This is a genomic window from Spongiimicrobium sp. 3-5 (assembly GCF_046557915.1).
Taxonomy (GTDB): Bacteria; Bacteroidota; Bacteroidia; order Flavobacteriales; family Flavobacteriaceae; genus JBHEBG01.
The window spans coordinates 325,468-341,383 of sequence record NZ_JBHEBG010000004.1 but is presented as its reverse complement, the minus strand read 5'-3'; the positions used below and the strand labels follow the sequence as shown (position 1 = coordinate 341,383).

Here is a 15,916-nt window from a genome sequence, read left to right as displayed (position 1 = left end):
TTCTAAATTTTGTATTAAAAGGTAAGATTAACTCCCATGGTAAACGATCTGGTCAAAGGATACGCTCCATAATCCTCTCCTGGGGTAAGGCTGTTCGTTGAGATATTACTGACCTCTGGGTTATACCCAAGATAATCTGTAATGGTAAACAAATTGGTCCCAGTCATGTATATCCTTAGTTTGTCGATACTTGCTCCAAAAAGCTTGTCTGTTGGAATAGAGTATCCCAAGGTAACATTCCTTAATCGTATGAACGAACCGTCTTCTACTTGAAAAGAAGAAGGTCTGTTATTGTTTCCATGGTTACCCGTTTGCCTATCTGCCCTAGGAATACTTCCGTTTCCTGGGTCGGATGCTGAACGCCACCGGTCGTTGAATACCGCATAGGAATTAAAGTTAGCTTCTCCGTTCTTTAAATGCCTAGAAGTTAAATTTAATATTTCATTGCCCTCGGTACCTTGGATCAAGAAGCTTAAATCCAATCCTTTGTAACCAAACCTATTATTTACACCCCAAGTAAAATCAGGGAAATAACTTCCGGTAACGGTTCTATCATCTGGTGTAATCTCACCGTCCCCATCTACATCTTTAAACCTAAAATCTCCGGGTGAAGGATCTGGCGCTTGTGTATCCACCGGGGCATTATCAATGTCTGCCTGTGTTTGATAGATACCATCTACCACATAACCATAGTAGCTACCGATAGGGTCCCCCACACGGGTAACATGTCTTACACCTGCACTACCTGCGGAAAAAATTGGTTCGTTGTTTTCATTAAGGGATACTACTTCGTTAGAGTTCGTAGAAAAGTTAATATCCGTTTCCCAAGTGAAATCTCCTACGAAATTCTTGGTTCGTAAAGCAAGTTCAAAACCTTTGTTTTCTACTTCACCTAAATTCTGTAAAGTAGTATTAAAGCCCGAAACGGACGATATACTAACATTCAACAAAAGATCCGATGTTTTGGTATTGTAGTAGTCGGCCAATAAAAATACCCGATTTTGAAATAGTCCCAGTTCCAAACCAAAGTTGGCTTGTTCGGATTTTTCCCAAGTAAGCTCCGGATTTGGTATGGTAGATTGTATTAAACCGTTCACCTCATTGCCTGCTAAGTTGTAATTGTTGGCCGACAACAATCCTATGGCTCCGTAATTTGGAATTTCAAAGTTTCCTGTCTGACCCCAGCTAAAGCGTAGTTTCAATTCTGAAATGGCATCTATGGAAGCTAAGAAATCTTCCTCATTTACACGCCACCCCACGGAGAAAGAAGGGAAATAACCTGTTTGATTGTTACTACCAAAACGCGATGACCTATCCGAACGGAATGTCCCGGTAAACAAGTACTTATCCTTATAGCTATAATTGGCTCTGAACAGTGCCGAGGCCAATGACCATTGTTCCCTAATGGAATTACCCGCAAACACTTGGCCGCCACTTATCGTAGTTACCAAATCGTCCAAGAAATTATCTGCCAATACCTGCTTAACGGTTAGGTTGTCTCTCTGTGCCGTATAACCAACTACGGCATTTACAAAGTGATCTCCAAATTCCTTCTCCCAGTTTAAGGTATTTTCCCATAACCAGTTTGTTTCTGTGGATGATGTAGCCTGGGCATAGGACTCTCCTTCTGTAGCATTCCTATAAAGTAGCGAATTGCCCCTGAAAAAATCCTGGTCGAACAAATTGATATATGCGCTACCAAAAGTTTTTAAGGTTAGTTCTGGTGTTATTTCATAGGAAAGGCCCATGGCCGCCCTTGTCTGAAATTGAAATATTTTATCATCTATAGCTTCAATAATTGCCAATGGGTTACTGGCCGTGGTGGTACCTCCTCCTAAAAAGGATTGGTTGTTAGATTGATTTATGGTACCATCTGGATTAAACGGACTTACCGTTGGCGAATGTACTATAGCAGAATATACAATTCCCGGAGGTCTTGCAAAATAAGGTGCGGAAGCTGGTAACCTTTGATTCTCCGTAATGGAAGGAGCTATTCTAACATCTAGGTTCAACTTATCCGTAAGTTGCGAATTAAGGTTCAACAACAGATTATACCTATCAAAGTTGGACTTATCCAAAATTCCCTCTTGCGTAAAGTATCCGAGAGAAGCATAAAAGCTCGTATTATTCTGGATGGGTGAGGCGTAAGAGAAATTATAACTCTGCGTAATACCGGTCTGAAAAATCTCATCTTGCCAGTCGGTATCCGTACCATCCCAATTGATAAAGGATTCTGGCATTTCAAAGTTGGTATCGCCCCTATCTCCATCGCCTATAGGATCATCAATAGATGCTCCTGGTACCGAAGAAAGGTAATTGTTATTTCTTGCATCGCGCGTAAAATCTATTAATTCAGCCGCATTCATTAAGTCCAACTTGTTGGCCACGGTCTGTACACTTAGGAAGGAATTGAAGGAAAACTTTCCCTTATCGCCGTTAGCACCTTTTTTTGTAGTAATAAGTAACACCCCATTACCACCTCTAGATCCATAAATAGCTGCTGCCGATGCATCCTTTAAAACTTCAATGGAGGCAATATCGTTAGGATTTAAAGTTGCTAAAGGATTCACCGGTGGTGGCTGAAAAGCTGAACGTCTTCTTGCCAATCCGCCTTGGATGCCCGAGGTTGTGAGGTTTCTCGAAATAGGAATACCATCAATTACAAACAAGGGATCGTTACCTGCAGAAATGGAGCCAGACCCCCGTATTCTAATATTAGGGCTAGCACCGGGTTCTCCCGAAATTTCTTGAACTTGTACACCTGCCACTTGTCCTATTAAGGCGCTTTCGGCAGTTAAAACAGGAATTTCCACTATCTTCTCGGACGAAACAGAAGCTACCGAACCGGTAATTCTTTTCTTTGATAAGGTTCCATAACCCACTACAACCACCTCATCCAAAGATGCCGCATCGGCAGCCATGGTAATGGATATGGTAGATTGGCCGGCAACATCGACTTCTTGGCTTTTAAACCCTATGTAACTAATTACCAAAATATTAGATCCATCTGGCATAGTCAGTGTAAAGTTACCATCGAAATCGGAGATTACCCCTACCGAAGTCCCTTTTACAAGTACGCTAGCACCTGCAAGGGGTACGCCGTTTCCGTCCAAAATTGTACCCGAAATAGCGGCCTGTACCATAGACCTACTCTTAAGTTTTCTGGGTTCAATTCTTTTTGGAGGAATGGTTTCCCCATTTTTTTTACTGATTACAATCTGCTTGGAGACAATATTAAATTGCATCTCCGAACTTTTAAAAAGATCGGCAAGCACTTGTTCTATACATTCTTCTTTTGCTCTCAAAGTAATTTTTTCGTCAAGATCTAACTCGGAAATTTCGTAAAAGAACTTATATCCTGTTACTTCTGTGATCTCTTCAAATACTTGTTTAAGCTGAACATTCTCTAAACTAAGAGATATGAGTTCGTTGGTCCCACATGGGGCAGCTTTGGCATAGGCGAAAAACAGTAGGAACAAAATACTCCATCCTGTCTTAAGGCCTTTCCAACCTCTACGTACGGTCGACTTTTTTTTCATTGAGTGTTAATTATTAGTTAGTAATAGTTTTGTTAGGTACTTTAAAATTTTTCATGGATCTGTCTATTTTAGTTAGTTGGTTCTATAATTATGATGTTACCATCTTTGGTATAAGAAAATGGTGTATGTGTCTTTATTACACCAAGAATTTCATCTACATTTTCGATATCGAAGGTCCCGGTAAACAAACGGGTATCCAAAGCAGCACAATTGTTCGTGATCCGAAGGTTAAAATGACGTTCTAGTTTTTTGATGATGGTAACGATATCATCGCTCTGAAAATGTAAAATACCTTTTCTCCATAGTGTATAGGAAGAAGCTTCTACTTCCGATACCGTAATATTTTTTTCGCCATTGTGCCCTTTGGCCGCTTTTTGGTTGGGTACTAATCTTATTAGGTCATCGGTATTTGGCAATGGCTTGCCAAAATCCTTAACACCTACCTTGCCTTCTACCAAAACTACCTCACATACCGCATCATCCGCATAGGCCGATACATTGAATTCCGTACCAAAAACCTGGGTCTGTAGGCTCCTTGTATTTACTACAAAAGGTCTTTCGGGGTTTTTGTTGACATTAAAATAGGCTTCTCCTTCCAGAGCAACCTCACGTTTATCTTTGTTTGTGAAAGTAGCAGGGTAACGGAGTTTGGAGCCCGAATTAAGATAAACAATGGTACCATCTGTAAGGGTTACCTGAAACCTTTTACCATAGGGCACTTTAATTGTATGGTCATGGACCACATTGTCCCTCCCTAATTTGACATTATAGGTAAAGTTTCCGCCTTTTAGGTGTCCCAAATACGCTCCATCGATACGAACCTCGGTCATTTCTCCTTCCAAAGCAATGGTTTTTGTCTCCTTACCATGTATTTGTAAGGTAATGGCATTTGGATCTATTGTAACTTCACTTCCTTGCTGATTTAGATATACCGCCGCGCTTAGAGCGAAAATTGCAATGAATATTGCAGTGTATTTTAGAACCTGAGGCACAAAGGCTTTTCGGCGCTCCTTTTTTATCTGAACAAGAAAGTCCATAAACGCTTCGTCCTCATCGAACTTTTTGGATTGTGACTTTAGTAAAGATTCCGTTCTTACATATCTTTTAAAAAAAACCTGATTTTCCTTGGATTGAAGCCATTTTAAAAGTGCAGCTTCCTCGCTGGCACTCGCCTGCGAATCCATATACTTTACAATGATTTTTTTTATTTTGGACTGCTTCATATAAGGGCAATACTACTTTCTTACCATTATGACGGGAAGTTTTGGAAATACCCCCACTCTATTCCTATAATTTTAACAGAAAAATTGAAAATAACTTAACAAACGTTGGTTCTTACTTCATAGAACTGACTCTATACATGGCCAGGTAGAGTATTACGGGTGAAGGTTCTGTACTGGAAGTATTTCTATTGAAACCGTCTCGTAATCTTTTCAGTGCTTTCGCCATATGCCTTTCTACCGTTTTAATGGAAATATCCAACTGCTCCGCAATCTCTTTATACTTTAGCCCGTCTTTTTTGCTCAGTAAGAATACATTTCTACATTGTAAGGGTAATTTATTGATTTCGGTTTCTAGGAGGCAAATCTTTTGGTCCAAGTCCTCCGGAGTACTTTCGAGCAATTCAATGATAGCTTCATATTTTAGGTCCTCTATCAATTGGTTTTCGCGTTTTTTCTGACGTACCGCATCCATATATTGATGATAGGCTACTTTAAAAATATACTTTTTCAAACTTCCGTGTATAAACAGTCTATCGCGCTTGCGCCACAATTTTATGAAAGTCTGTTGGGCAATTTCTTGGGCCTGAACTTCATTTCCACTAATGGCGAACATGTAGCTACACAATTCGGCATAGTAAGTTTTATACAAAAATCCATAAGCATTTTCATCTCCGCTCTTAAGATGTTCTTTTAGAATTTCTTCATTCCCATATCGGTCATATTTCATTAATTTCTTCATGGCAATAGTGCTATTAATGAGTGTCTTATACCTTCTTTTTTAATGTTTGAAGTCGGTTCGTTTTAAAAAACCAATTTCTCCATGTTATCCCATACTCTTCGTACGAACGAAGCTCTTTTTATTAGATTATCCTCCAGTTCAAAAATGGAAGTGGCCATTATGGTTTGTCCTCCATCAAAACCTTCGATAAATTGTGCATCCACAACCACATTGTCGTTTACTATTCTGTTAAGGGTAGTGACGTAGATATTTGGGTTCTCCGAAAATCGTTTGGTATATATCTTTCGTGCTTCCTCAATATTGGAACATAATAACTGTTCCGTATCATAAAGCAATGCTGTAAAATTTGGGTGCATATAAGATATGTATTCGTCTACATTTCTCCTGTTATAGGCTTCCATAAATTTTTGGACTATTTTACCTGCTTGCATACCTTATAATTTTCGATTGATTACATATCTTGCTTCTTCCACTTGATGCGTGGTACTACTAAGGTTTCTCCACCTATGTCTTTTGGAAAACTCGTGCGATTTTCCTTCTACTATATCTGCTGTCATTTCTCCAAGTAAGGGGCCCATTTTTAGCCCATGACCGCTTCCCCCTGTGCTCACGGAAAGACCTTTGATCTCTGGATGGTTGTCTATCCAAAAATGACCGTCCAAGGTATCTATATAAAGACATCGTCTGGTATATACCAAAGGGGCTTGGGATAATTCTGGGAAGGTCATTTTTACAAATGATCGCATATCTGTGACTTCGGCATCCGTAATTTGCCTATCGTCCTTATCTGGATGAACGGGGGTACCGTTGGAATGTTTGGCGATTTTCACTACTCCTTGTTTGTGAAGAAATGGAAAACCATACCAGCCAGAATTTGAGATATCTGCCGTAAAAACCGAAAACTTTGGAGGTACAAAATTGGTGTAATCCCCAGGTCTCAACCAAAACACAGGATGCCCTGTAGTCTTCATAAAGGGTTGTAGTTCTGGTAAAAGCAGGGGAGTGTGTGCACCTGCGGCCACTACTGCATGCCCACATTGAAAAGTTTCGCCCTCTTTGGTCTTTACTGCTTGCAAGACACCATTGGTAATCTCAAAGCCATTCGCTGTTCTTCCCTCATGGATGGCAACACCAAGGCTGCGGGCATAATCTGCCAATTTTTGTACCGCTAAACCAGACTCTACATAACCGGCCTTAGGATTAAAACTGGCATCTATATACTCCGATGTATTTACTGCGGGGAATCGGGTTTTAATACCTTCCACATCCAACCTGTCCGGTGAATAGCCTGCATCCAATAGATTTTTGTAACTGTGTTTTTCAAAGGTATGTTTGTCACTTTCGATCTTGTCCTTGCAAAGCATCAGAAATCCTACTTCGTGATATAGTTTCTCATTAAAAAGATCGTTCCATTCCAACCACTTTTCTATGGCGATCTCCACCATACGAAAATACTCCCTGTCCGATCCGTATTCCATCCGCACCGCTTTGGTTACATCCGTGGAAGCCGCCAAATGATGCGGTATAGTGTCTGGGTTTATTAGTCCTACGTTATACTTACGTTGAGCCAATGCTACGGCGGTAGTTATACCATAAATTCCTCCACCCACGACTAAGACATCATACTTTTTCATTCCTTATTTAATTTTATCATTCTTGCACCAACTGACCAGTTCGTCCAAAAAATGAAGGCATTTATTCATCTCGGTGATTTCAATATATTCATCGGCCTTATGACCTTGTTCCATGCTCCCCGGCCCGCATAGTACCGCGGAGAAACCTTCTTTGGAAAACTGTCCGGCCTCTGAAGCGAATGCCACGGTTTCAAATGATTCCTTACCGGTAAAGGAATTTACCAATTTTACTACCTCGTCAGTTTTGGGAGTATCTAACCCAGGGACGATAGGAAATTCTGCAGTGGTAATAATATTAAAGGCAGGAAATGATTTTTTCTTTTCCCTTATTCTCTCTAAGCAAAATTCCTGAAAGGACCGCTCAATTTTTTCAATGGAATCTGACGGAATGTTTCTAACGTCCCAATAAAATTCACAATAATCGGCAACAATGTTCACAGCTGTTCCTCCTTTGATCTTTCCTATATGGATAGTGGTATATGACGGATCGAAGCGATTGTCTATATTGCCCTCAGCTATAAAACCGTCCATCTTGTTTAGTAGCCATTGTGTTAAATAGGTGGCTTCCTCAATAGCACTTACACTTCTTCTTACTTGCGAACTATGGGCCGCCTGGCCGTAGACTTGCGTTTTAAAAAAAGCAACTCCTTTTTCGGCAATTATAGTTTTCATGGAAGTGGGTTCGCCAATAATGGCAAACCTTGGTTTTTCTTCATACGTTTCCTTAATATGTTTTATAAGGGTCGGTCCTGCCAAGCATCCTACCTCCTCATCATAAGAAAAGGCCAAATAAACCGGTTTGGAAAGCGGTATTTTTTTTAGGTGTGGAACCATGGTTAGGCAACACGCCAAAAAGCCCTTCATGTCCGTAGTGCCCCTACTATATAACCTTCCGTTGCTCCGTGTAATTTCAAAATCTGGTTTGGTCCATGGTTGTCCTTCGGTTGGTACAACATCCGTATGCCCTGAAAGTATTATGCCCCCGTCCGCGTTAGGACCAATTCTGCAATGGATAGACATCTTATCTCCCTTTTCGTTTGGAACCGTGGAATAAGAGATTTTATTCTTCTTCAAATAATCGGTAATATAACCAGCTATGGATGTATTGCTCTCACCTCCCAAAACGGGGTATTGCACCAAGTTTCCTAGGATTTCAATACTTGTCTCTATGTTTTTATGGTTATACATCACTTTCTTTACTAAAAAATCAACTGTTTAAAAGGCCATTGACTAAAATTACCGTGACAGCTATGGGCAGTACCCATACCAACACTATTTTCCAGTGCTTGCTTATTTTAAAATTATTTAGACCCACCGACAAATGTTCTTTGAGTGGTTTAAAACCGATGACATGGGCCGCAAACAAAACCATAAACAGTCCGCACAATGGCAATAATACGGTGGTGGTGAGGTAATCTAAAAAGTCAAAAACGGTTTTACCAAAAATATAGATCGGATCATCTGAATAGGAAAAAACGACAGGTATAGCCAATAGTCCAATAACACTGGTTACCAGCAGTAACCCCTGTAAATTGGAAAGCTTGTATTTATCCTTAAAACTATCCTTTAATCCCTGTATGCAAGAAATTAGCGTGGTGAACCCTGCCAAGAACAATAATAGAAAAAAAACAGCACCAACGGCCCAGCCGTATTCCAATTTATTAAAGACCGAGGTCATGGTAACAAAGATCAGGTTAGGGCCAGAATCTGGCGAAAGTCCAAAACTAAATATCATTGGAAAAAGCATGAAACCCGCGAGGACTGCAAAAAAAGTATCAGCCACCACAATCCATATAACACTGCTTATAAGATTTTCTTTCTTGTCCGTATAGCCGCCAAAAACAAAAGCTACCGCCATACCCACCCCAATGGAAAAAAACAATTGCCCCAAAGCGGTCATTATCAGTTTAAAATCTACCTTCGAAAAATCTGGAGACAAAAGCCATTGATAACCTTTCATTGCTTCGTCCAGGGTAGCCGCCCAAATCACCAATCCCAATATTATGGCACATAGGCCGACCATTAAAATTTTGGCATATTTTTCCAATCCAGAATGTAGCCCTCGTTTTACTACAAAAAAGGCGGTTGCCAGAATACCAAAAACAACGGCAATAACTTTTCCCAGCTGAGAGGCTACCGTATCAAAATGTCCAGAAATGGCATCGGGAGCTAGTTCAGAAATATTTCCAAATAGGCATTCGCCGATATATATGAGTATCCATGCCATTATCATAACATAAAAACCCATGATAAGCAGGCAAGAAATTACACCCAACCATCCTAGACCATTCCAGAGTGGTTTTCCACTGAGGTTGCCAAATCCCAGCAACATGGTAGTTTTGGCCATGCGTCCCAAAGCTACCTCTATTGTAAGAATAGGAATCCCTATAAGGGCCATTAAGGCAAGGTATACCAATAAGAAAGCACCACCACCGCTCTCTCCGGTGATATATGGAAAACGCCATATATTACCCAGACCTATGGCGAACGCCGAGGTTGTTATAATGAAAGAGAGTTTATTGCTCCATTTGCTATCGGACATACTTTTAAGAAATTAATGGTGCATGGCTTTACTCAAAAACCGTTAGCAATTATTTATGGAAAGTAAATAAAAAAAATCAAATAACAATATCGATATTAGTATTTTTGAAAAAGCAATATCATAAATGTTTTTTTATGTGTTTATCAAAAATTTTTGTTTATTGCGAAGTATGAAATCCATTAAAGATATCGATATTACTAATCTTCCCAAGAAAAGACGCTTGGTAATCCAATATGCATTGACCCACCCGGACAAGGTGGTTTTAATGCGTATGGAAGAACTTGGTGATAAGCTTGGGGTAAATCCGGCCACAGTGGTGAAAGCCTGCAAAGCCATTGGATTGAACGGTTTTTATGAGTTAAAGGAGATCTTAAAAGAGGAAGTGCAACTTACCCGGGTCGATTCTGTTTTTAGTGGTATGATAAAAGAGGTTAAGGCCCACTCCAATCCCCAGAAAGTTGCCCAGGATGCCATTCTGGGAGACATAATGATGCTTCAAAAAACGTATGATGTCATCGATTTTGAAACGGTTGAAAAAATTGCCAACGCTATAATAGGCTCTAAACAAACCTATATTATAGGGCTGGGGCATATAGGTATGGTAGCCAATTATATGGAACGTATTTGTAGGTCGGCGGTGCCTCAGATACATGCCAGCACCGAGTATCATGGGGAACTTTTCCTTAATATGGCGCATTTCTCCGACGAGGATGTGGTAATTGCAATCTGTTTGGACAAATGTCAGAACCAGACCATAAATGCCCTTCAATTTGCAAAAGAGAATCGGAAAGCAACAACAATTTGTATTGTGGATAGTGCACTCTCGCCACTTATAGATTTCAGCGATTACCACGTATGCATCAACAGTACCAACAGTTTTTATTTCGGAAGTATGGTAGGTGCCTATTGTATAATAAATGCAATCTTTTACAGCATAGCCAATATTCTAAAACCCCACACTGTGGCACATTTCAAATATTTCAGAAATATGTCGGAAAAAGAGAATGTCTATAAAATTTAGAAGTGTTTTTTTGTAATAGGATATTCTTCCTCTAGTTTTACCCGTCTTTTAATTTGCTTCCATGCTATTGCGTATCTGCGCCTTGGCGCCTTCCGGAGCGTAGTTTAGGGCCATACTAAAAGCCTTTTGGGCTTCTTTGCTTTTTCCCATACCTTTTAAGGCATTTCCCCTGTTAAAATGTGCCCGCCAATAGGTTTTGTCTTTCTTTAGAGCTTCCCCAAATAGGTATTCGGCATGCTCAAAATCCTTTTTATTTAAAAACCTGCGCCCGTAGCGTTCCAAATAGATATGGTTTCCAACTTCTATAGCTCGCGCAATGGTCTTTTCTGCTTCGGTTTCTTGGCCTGCCTGCTTCAAAAGTTTTGCCTTTACATCCAAATTGGAAAAATTTTCCTGAAGTGCAATGGATTTTTCTACCCATTCCAAAGCTTCTTCAGTGTTAATTCCGTACTCCGCACAGTAATCCGCGGCCTGGCACCAGCTAAACCATTCCCAATAGGCATCGGATCGTAATTGCAATCGGATATTTTCCAATGCAATTTTATCAATATCCAAACTAAGTCCAAAAGTGGCTTTCTTATCTGCCCAACCCAGTACAATGGTAGCCTCGCCCCTATCGCGTTTATTAAAATCAAAACTTACCCATTCGCTATATTCATTTGTATCTTCCACGGGAACGGTGACCCTAAGGGCATCTTCTTGGGCATCATAAAAGTAGCTGCCCCATGAGGTATGGTTTTTCGAAAAAATAAATGTCCATTGATCTTTTTCCGGAAGCAGGTGAAGGCCATAACTACCTGCTGCCAACGTTTCACCTTCTATAATTACATCATCGGTTATCGTAAAGATGGTATTTTCATTTGCTCCTGCCCGCCAGACCTTTCCGTAAGGTATCATTTTGCCCCAAACTTCCCTGCCTCTGGCTGCCGGGCTATGATAACTTATGGTAATATCCGTATATCCAATGCGCTGCATTATCATTGCCTTCTGGCTTTTAGCCGGAAGTTTTATTGGGTTATGTATATTAAAATGCTGCGCCATCGCTACCGGGCCACAAAGCCATATTGCCAAAATGAACAGGCAAAATTTGAAATTCCTCATTAGTATTTTATTTAGATGTACTTCTTAACGTTTTAACCCTCAATAGGTTAATTCCTCGCATTGAAAACCATAGTTGCCCAATAAATTGATGACATCTCTTTCGTTTAAACCATCAGTCGTTTCAATCCTTAAAACATTATCCACGTCCTCCAAATCTACAGACCATTTGGCCACGACGGAAAGTTTTTTAAAAATAGGTTTTACTTCCTCAACCTTTTTCTTGGTTCCGATATCTGTCCGTAATATTAATACTTTCATAGTTATAATTTGCAATCTTAGTAATATTTCGTAAATCAGTTGTTGTAATTTTCCGGCGGTTCTGGCATATCATTTTCTAGACGATCCAGATATTCTTTGTATGCCTTATCGCCTTCTTCTTTCCAGAACTTATCGTAGTGTTTCCATTTGGAAAAATCGCTTTTCTTATCCTTTTTACAGGGTGATTTGGAGTGTTTGGAAGAGCTGCTGCTCTTGCCATCCCCAATACCGCCCAAAAGAATTTTAAAGAGTATGTAAATACCCACGGCCTGCCAGTAGGTTAAGACGGGCAATCCAAATATTAGTGGCATTAACCAGTTCCACAGCCACATAATAACAAAGCCGAAAAGTATGGCCAGTGCGGCGATTCCTATTACCCCTAGAATAATAAGGCCTGCTATCTCTCCAGGGGATTTGCCCCTCATTTTATGTTTAAAGAAATTTGTCATTTTTTATTTGTTTTAGATTATACTTTTTTGTGTTTTAAATTCTTGTAAAGCAAGGAAATGGCCCTGTGACGTCTAGACATAAGTGTACCTTCGGATATACCTGTTTCCAAGCTTATTTCTTTATAGGAGTATCCTTCAAAATCTACAGCTATGATAATATCCCTATAATGAGGTTTTAGCCCCATGATGGTCTGTTTTAGGTCGCTCTTTAACTGCTCGGAATAAGAATTATCAGGTTTTCCATACAATATTTCGGCAAACTCGATCAGTTTGGATTCGTTTTCCTCATGACTTCTATTTCCCGGCTTGGCCGTCCTAATAACATCGATGATTTTATTTCGAATAGAATGGTAAACAAAACCTGCCACATTGTTAATGGGCGAATAATGATGGCTATTCGAAAACAATTTTAAAGCAACATCCTGAATAATATCCTCGGCATCGCGGGCAACACTATCTTTTATTTTTGAGTTAACATATGCTTTAAGCAAATGATATTCCCTGCCAAAGAATTCTTCAAGTTTTTTATTGTTTTCGGTTTCCGATGTCATTTCTAAGCTTTTAGGCTAGCCTACAATTATAAAGACGATACTTTTTCAATCTATTGCATTTTTTTTCAATAAATCCATAAAAAAGAAAATAAGATAAGGTTTTGCAGTTGGTAAGGTCACCTAAAACGAAAAAGGCCCACCAAAACCGGTAGGCCCTACATCCATCAAATTTTAAACTAATGCCCTAAACGGAAGTATAATGGGTATACACCCTTCTTCCGTAGTACGCTATAAACACAAAACACAACAATGGAAGTACAAATGAGAAATTAACTTCGGAAACTCCTGCTATAGTGGTATCATTCACCGAAGTTCCCCCAACATCTATGATCATACCCTGAAAAGCTGGCATAAGGGCTCCTCCCACAATGGCCATAATAAGGCCTGCGGACCCAACTTTTGATTCTTCCTCGGTTAAATCGCCAAGCGCAATACCATAGATGGTTGGAAACATTAAAGAAAGACAAAAGGACACCGCCACCAAACAATAAAGTCCGCCCATGCCTACGATAAATATAGTTCCCAGAATACAGACAATGGCCATTAAGGCGAATGACATTAGCAACTTTCCCGGGCTTAAGTACCTTAGCATGGCCGTGCCTATGGCCCTACCTACAATAAAAAGAATGAAAGCAATGATTTGATAATAAAATCCATCCTTAACTATTTCCGATCCAAAAAGAACCATAACATCTTCTTTAAAGAGGCCCATGTTGGTTAACCCTTCCACATATTGATAAATATAGGTCCAGCACATAATCTGTGCTCCCACATACAATATTTGGGCCAGTACACCTAGCGTATATTTTTGATTTTTGAACAATACCTTAAAAGTTTCTTTGATACTTGGCATTTCCCCATCTGCAGAAGTCTGCGGCATTTTACTTATTAAAAACAAGAAAAAGAAACCGATAAGGACCAGACCCAAAATAACATAAGGATCCCTTATAACGGCGAGATCTGCTGCACGTATGGCGGCCCTTTTAACCTCATCCAACGCACTAAAATCTTCAATATTATCCGATTGTAGTTTCTGGGCCACAAAGATCTTTGCTACCAAAATACCTGCTATAAGACCTACCGGATTAAATGCCTGAGCCAAATTTAACCTTTGTGTAGCCGTTTCCCTAGCACCCATTGCCAAGGCATAGGGGTTGGCCGCAGTTTCCAAAAATGCAAGGCCAAAGGTTAAGATATAGAGGCCAAGACAAAAGAAACCGAATTGTTCGGTTATTGCCGCCGGATAAAACAATAAAGCTCCGGTTGCAAACAAGGCCAGTCCTATTAAAATACCAACTTTGTACGAGTATTTTCTCATAAACATGGCTGCGGGGAGCGCCATACAAAAATAACCTCCATAGAAGGCCATTTGCACCAAGGACGCCTTGGTGTTTGAAAGTTCCAAAACCTTTTTAAACGCATTTACCATAGGATCGGTTACTGCATTGGCAAACCCCCATAAGGCAAATAAGGAGGTAATTAGTATAAACGGGATAAGGAATTTTTTTGGTACTACGGCTGGTTTCTGTTCTTTTTGCATGGTATTCGTTGAAGGTTTTATAATTACAAATCAAATAAACTAGGCAACCACAGGCTTAACTGGGGAAAATAGGTCACTAAAAAAAGTGCCAGTATCATCGCCACAAATAATGGTATCAAAGGTTTTATCACTTTTTCGATAGTTGTTTTGGCTATACCAACGCCTACAAACAATACGGAGCCTACTGGCGGGGTACAAAGGCCAATACATAAATTTAATATCATGATAATTCCAAAATGAACCGGATCTAAACCCAGTTTTGTCACGATAGGTAAAAATATAGGAGTGAAAATAAGTACTGCGGGGGTCATATCCATAAATATTCCGACCAACAACAACAGCAGGTTGATGAGCAACAAAATAACAATCTTATTATCACTGATCCCAAGTAGCACAGTACTAATATCTTGAGGTATATTTTCATAGGACAATACCCACGACATGCTCATGGAAGCTCCTATCAAAAGCATCACTATGGCCGAGGTGGCGCTAGAATTCAACAATATTTGGGGCATTTTGGGCATTGAGATCTCGCGGTATACCAATCCCAATACAAAGCTATAAAGTACAGCAACTGCCGAAGCTTCGGTAGCGGTGAAAATTCCTGTAACAATGCCCCCAATGACCACTACCAACATAAATAGGCTTGGTAAGGCGTCTATAAATGTCTTTGCCATTTGTTTTAAGGTGCTCCTATTACCTACTTTATAACCTTTCTTCTTGGCCCAAACCGAAGCAACGATCATAAGTAAAAGACCGGTAAGAATTCCGGGGATATAACCGGCCAGAAAAAGAGCGGCAATGGAAGCGCCACCACTGGCCAAGGAATAAACAATTAGTACATTACTGGGAGGTATTATTAGGCCGGTAGTCGCCGCCGTAATATTTACCGCCGCCCCAAACTCTTTGGAATAACCTTCTTTCTCCATTTCGGGCCCCAAAATACTACCCATGGCCGATGCCGATGCCATTGCAGAACCCGCTATTGCCCCCATTAACATGGCCGACATTATATTGATCAGTGCCAAACCACCTGGCATAGCTCCCACCAACGTTTTGGCAAATGCAATAAGCCTGTGTGCTATTCCTCCTTTGTTCATTAGCTCTCCAGAAAGTATGAACAGCGGTATTGCCAACAGGGCAAAACTATCCAATCCGGTAGCCATCCGCTGAGAAACGGTAGTAAACGCGGGTAAGGCCTGTATACTCACCAACATGGTAAGGACAGAAGAAATGGCAATACTCCAAGCCACGGGTGTTCCAATGGCCAATAGGGTTAGAAAACTAATTACTAAAACAAGTATTGGTATGTATTCCAT

Annotated in this window: 14 protein-coding genes; 1 reads left to right on the top strand and 13 read right to left on the bottom strand. The window is 40.2% G+C overall.

What is annotated here, in order from left to right; translation table 11 throughout:
• Window positions 1-14 precede the first annotated feature (14 nt).
• From ACEQ81_RS15805 to ACEQ81_RS15775, 7 genes are all read right to left on the bottom strand, one after another.
• On the bottom strand, window positions 15-3,539 hold the full coding sequence (locus tag ACEQ81_RS15805; RefSeq protein ID WP_411031880.1) for a TonB-dependent receptor: 3,525 nt from the start codon (window positions 3,537-3,539) through the stop codon (window positions 15-17).
• A 68-nt stretch (window positions 3,540-3,607) separates the two neighbouring features.
• Entirely contained in the window at window positions 3,608-4,762 is a 1,155-nt protein-coding gene (locus tag ACEQ81_RS15800) for a FecR family protein (RefSeq protein WP_411031879.1), read from the bottom strand.
• Window positions 4,763-4,874: 112 nt separating this feature from the next.
• Window positions 4,875-5,501, bottom strand: coding sequence for an RNA polymerase sigma factor (locus tag ACEQ81_RS15795; RefSeq protein ID WP_411031878.1), 627 nt, complete (start codon window positions 5,499-5,501; stop codon window positions 4,875-4,877).
• Window positions 5,502-5,563: 62 nt separating this feature from the next.
• Complete coding sequence (locus tag ACEQ81_RS15790) at window positions 5,564-5,932, bottom strand: nuclear transport factor 2 family protein (RefSeq protein WP_411031877.1); 369 nt, start codon at window positions 5,930-5,932, stop codon at window positions 5,564-5,566.
• A gap of 3 nt (window positions 5,933-5,935) precedes the next feature.
• Window positions 5,936-7,135 carry an NAD(P)/FAD-dependent oxidoreductase gene (locus ACEQ81_RS15785; RefSeq protein WP_411031876.1) on the bottom strand — a complete coding sequence of 400 codons (1,200 nt, stop codon included), beginning with the start codon at window positions 7,133-7,135 and terminating at the stop codon, window positions 5,936-5,938.
• Between the two features lie 3 nt (window positions 7,136-7,138).
• Entirely contained in the window at window positions 7,139-8,323 is a 1,185-nt protein-coding gene (gene argE, locus ACEQ81_RS15780; protein WP_411031875.1) for an acetylornithine deacetylase, read from the bottom strand.
• Window positions 8,324-8,342: 19 nt separating this feature from the next.
• Complete coding sequence (locus ACEQ81_RS15775; protein WP_411031874.1) at window positions 8,343-9,677, bottom strand: sodium-dependent transporter; 1,335 nt, start codon at window positions 9,675-9,677, stop codon at window positions 8,343-8,345.
• 169 nt (window positions 9,678-9,846) lie between these two features.
• On the opposite strand from ACEQ81_RS15775, the gene ACEQ81_RS15770 reads away from it, so the two are divergent.
• Window positions 9,847-10,698, top strand: a complete 852-nt coding sequence (locus ACEQ81_RS15770) for a MurR/RpiR family transcriptional regulator (RefSeq protein ID WP_411031873.1) — start codon at window positions 9,847-9,849, stop codon at window positions 10,696-10,698.
• A 48-nt stretch (window positions 10,699-10,746) separates the two neighbouring features.
• Here ACEQ81_RS15770 and ACEQ81_RS15765 read toward each other — a convergent pair whose 3' ends face one another.
• The 6 genes from ACEQ81_RS15765 to ACEQ81_RS15740 form a co-directional block, all read right to left on the bottom strand.
• The gene (locus tag ACEQ81_RS15765; RefSeq protein WP_411031872.1) at window positions 10,747-11,799 is read right to left on the bottom strand and encodes a DUF2911 domain-containing protein; all 1,053 of its coding nucleotides are present in this window, start codon (window positions 11,797-11,799) and stop codon (window positions 10,747-10,749) included.
• A gap of 39 nt (window positions 11,800-11,838) precedes the next feature.
• Window positions 11,839-12,057 (bottom strand): hypothetical protein, encoded by a 219-nt coding sequence (locus ACEQ81_RS15760; protein WP_411031871.1) that lies wholly within the window; start codon window positions 12,055-12,057, stop codon window positions 11,839-11,841.
• Window positions 12,058-12,092: 35 nt separating this feature from the next.
• Window positions 12,093-12,506 carry a hypothetical protein gene (locus tag ACEQ81_RS15755; RefSeq protein ID WP_411031870.1) on the bottom strand — a complete coding sequence of 138 codons (414 nt, stop codon included), beginning with the start codon at window positions 12,504-12,506 and terminating at the stop codon, window positions 12,093-12,095.
• Between the two features lie 17 nt (window positions 12,507-12,523).
• Window positions 12,524-13,057, bottom strand: coding sequence for an RNA polymerase sigma factor (locus tag ACEQ81_RS15750; protein ID WP_411031869.1), 534 nt, complete (start codon window positions 13,055-13,057; stop codon window positions 12,524-12,526).
• Between the two features lie 184 nt (window positions 13,058-13,241).
• The gene (gene fucP / locus ACEQ81_RS15745; protein ID WP_411031868.1) at window positions 13,242-14,597 is read right to left on the bottom strand and encodes an L-fucose:H+ symporter permease; all 1,356 of its coding nucleotides are present in this window, start codon (window positions 14,595-14,597) and stop codon (window positions 13,242-13,244) included.
• A 23-nt stretch (window positions 14,598-14,620) separates the two neighbouring features.
• Window positions 14,621-15,916, bottom strand: a complete 1,296-nt coding sequence (locus tag ACEQ81_RS15740; protein ID WP_411031867.1) for a TRAP transporter large permease — start codon at window positions 15,914-15,916, stop codon at window positions 14,621-14,623.

Excerpts from the sequence above, each read along its gene's own strand:
- ACEQ81_RS15805 (WP_411031880.1), bottom strand. The coding sequence starts at position 3,539 with ATGAAAAAAAAGTCGACCGTACGTAGAGGTTGGAAAGGCCTTAAGACA.
- ACEQ81_RS15800 (WP_411031879.1), bottom strand. The coding sequence starts at position 4,762 with ATGAAGCAGTCCAAAATAAAAAAAATCATTGTAAAGTATATGGATTCG.
- ACEQ81_RS15795 (WP_411031878.1), bottom strand. The coding sequence starts at position 5,501 with ATGAAGAAATTAATGAAATATGACCGATATGGGAATGAAGAAATTCTA.
- ACEQ81_RS15790 (WP_411031877.1), bottom strand. The coding sequence starts at position 5,932 with ATGCAAGCAGGTAAAATAGTCCAAAAATTTATGGAAGCCTATAACAGG.
- ACEQ81_RS15785 (WP_411031876.1), bottom strand. The coding sequence starts at position 7,135 with ATGAAAAAGTATGATGTCTTAGTCGTGGGTGGAGGAATTTATGGTATA.
- argE (WP_411031875.1), bottom strand. The coding sequence starts at position 8,323 with ATGTATAACCATAAAAACATAGAGACAAGTATTGAAATCCTAGGAAAC.
- ACEQ81_RS15775 (WP_411031874.1), bottom strand. The coding sequence starts at position 9,677 with ATGTCCGATAGCAAATGGAGCAATAAACTCTCTTTCATTATAACAACC.
- ACEQ81_RS15770 (WP_411031873.1), top strand. The coding sequence starts at position 9,847 with ATGAAATCCATTAAAGATATCGATATTACTAATCTTCCCAAGAAAAGA.
- ACEQ81_RS15765 (WP_411031872.1), bottom strand. The coding sequence starts at position 11,799 with ATGAGGAATTTCAAATTTTGCCTGTTCATTTTGGCAATATGGCTTTGT.
- ACEQ81_RS15760 (WP_411031871.1), bottom strand. The coding sequence starts at position 12,057 with ATGAAAGTATTAATATTACGGACAGATATCGGAACCAAGAAAAAGGTT.
- ACEQ81_RS15755 (WP_411031870.1), bottom strand. The coding sequence starts at position 12,506 with ATGACAAATTTCTTTAAACATAAAATGAGGGGCAAATCCCCTGGAGAG.
- ACEQ81_RS15750 (WP_411031869.1), bottom strand. The coding sequence starts at position 13,057 with ATGACATCGGAAACCGAAAACAATAAAAAACTTGAAGAATTCTTTGGC.
- fucP (WP_411031868.1), bottom strand. The coding sequence starts at position 14,597 with ATGCAAAAAGAACAGAAACCAGCCGTAGTACCAAAAAAATTCCTTATC.
- ACEQ81_RS15740 (WP_411031867.1), bottom strand. The coding sequence starts at position 15,916 with ATGGAATACATACCAATACTTGTTTTAGTAATTAGTTTTCTAACCCTA.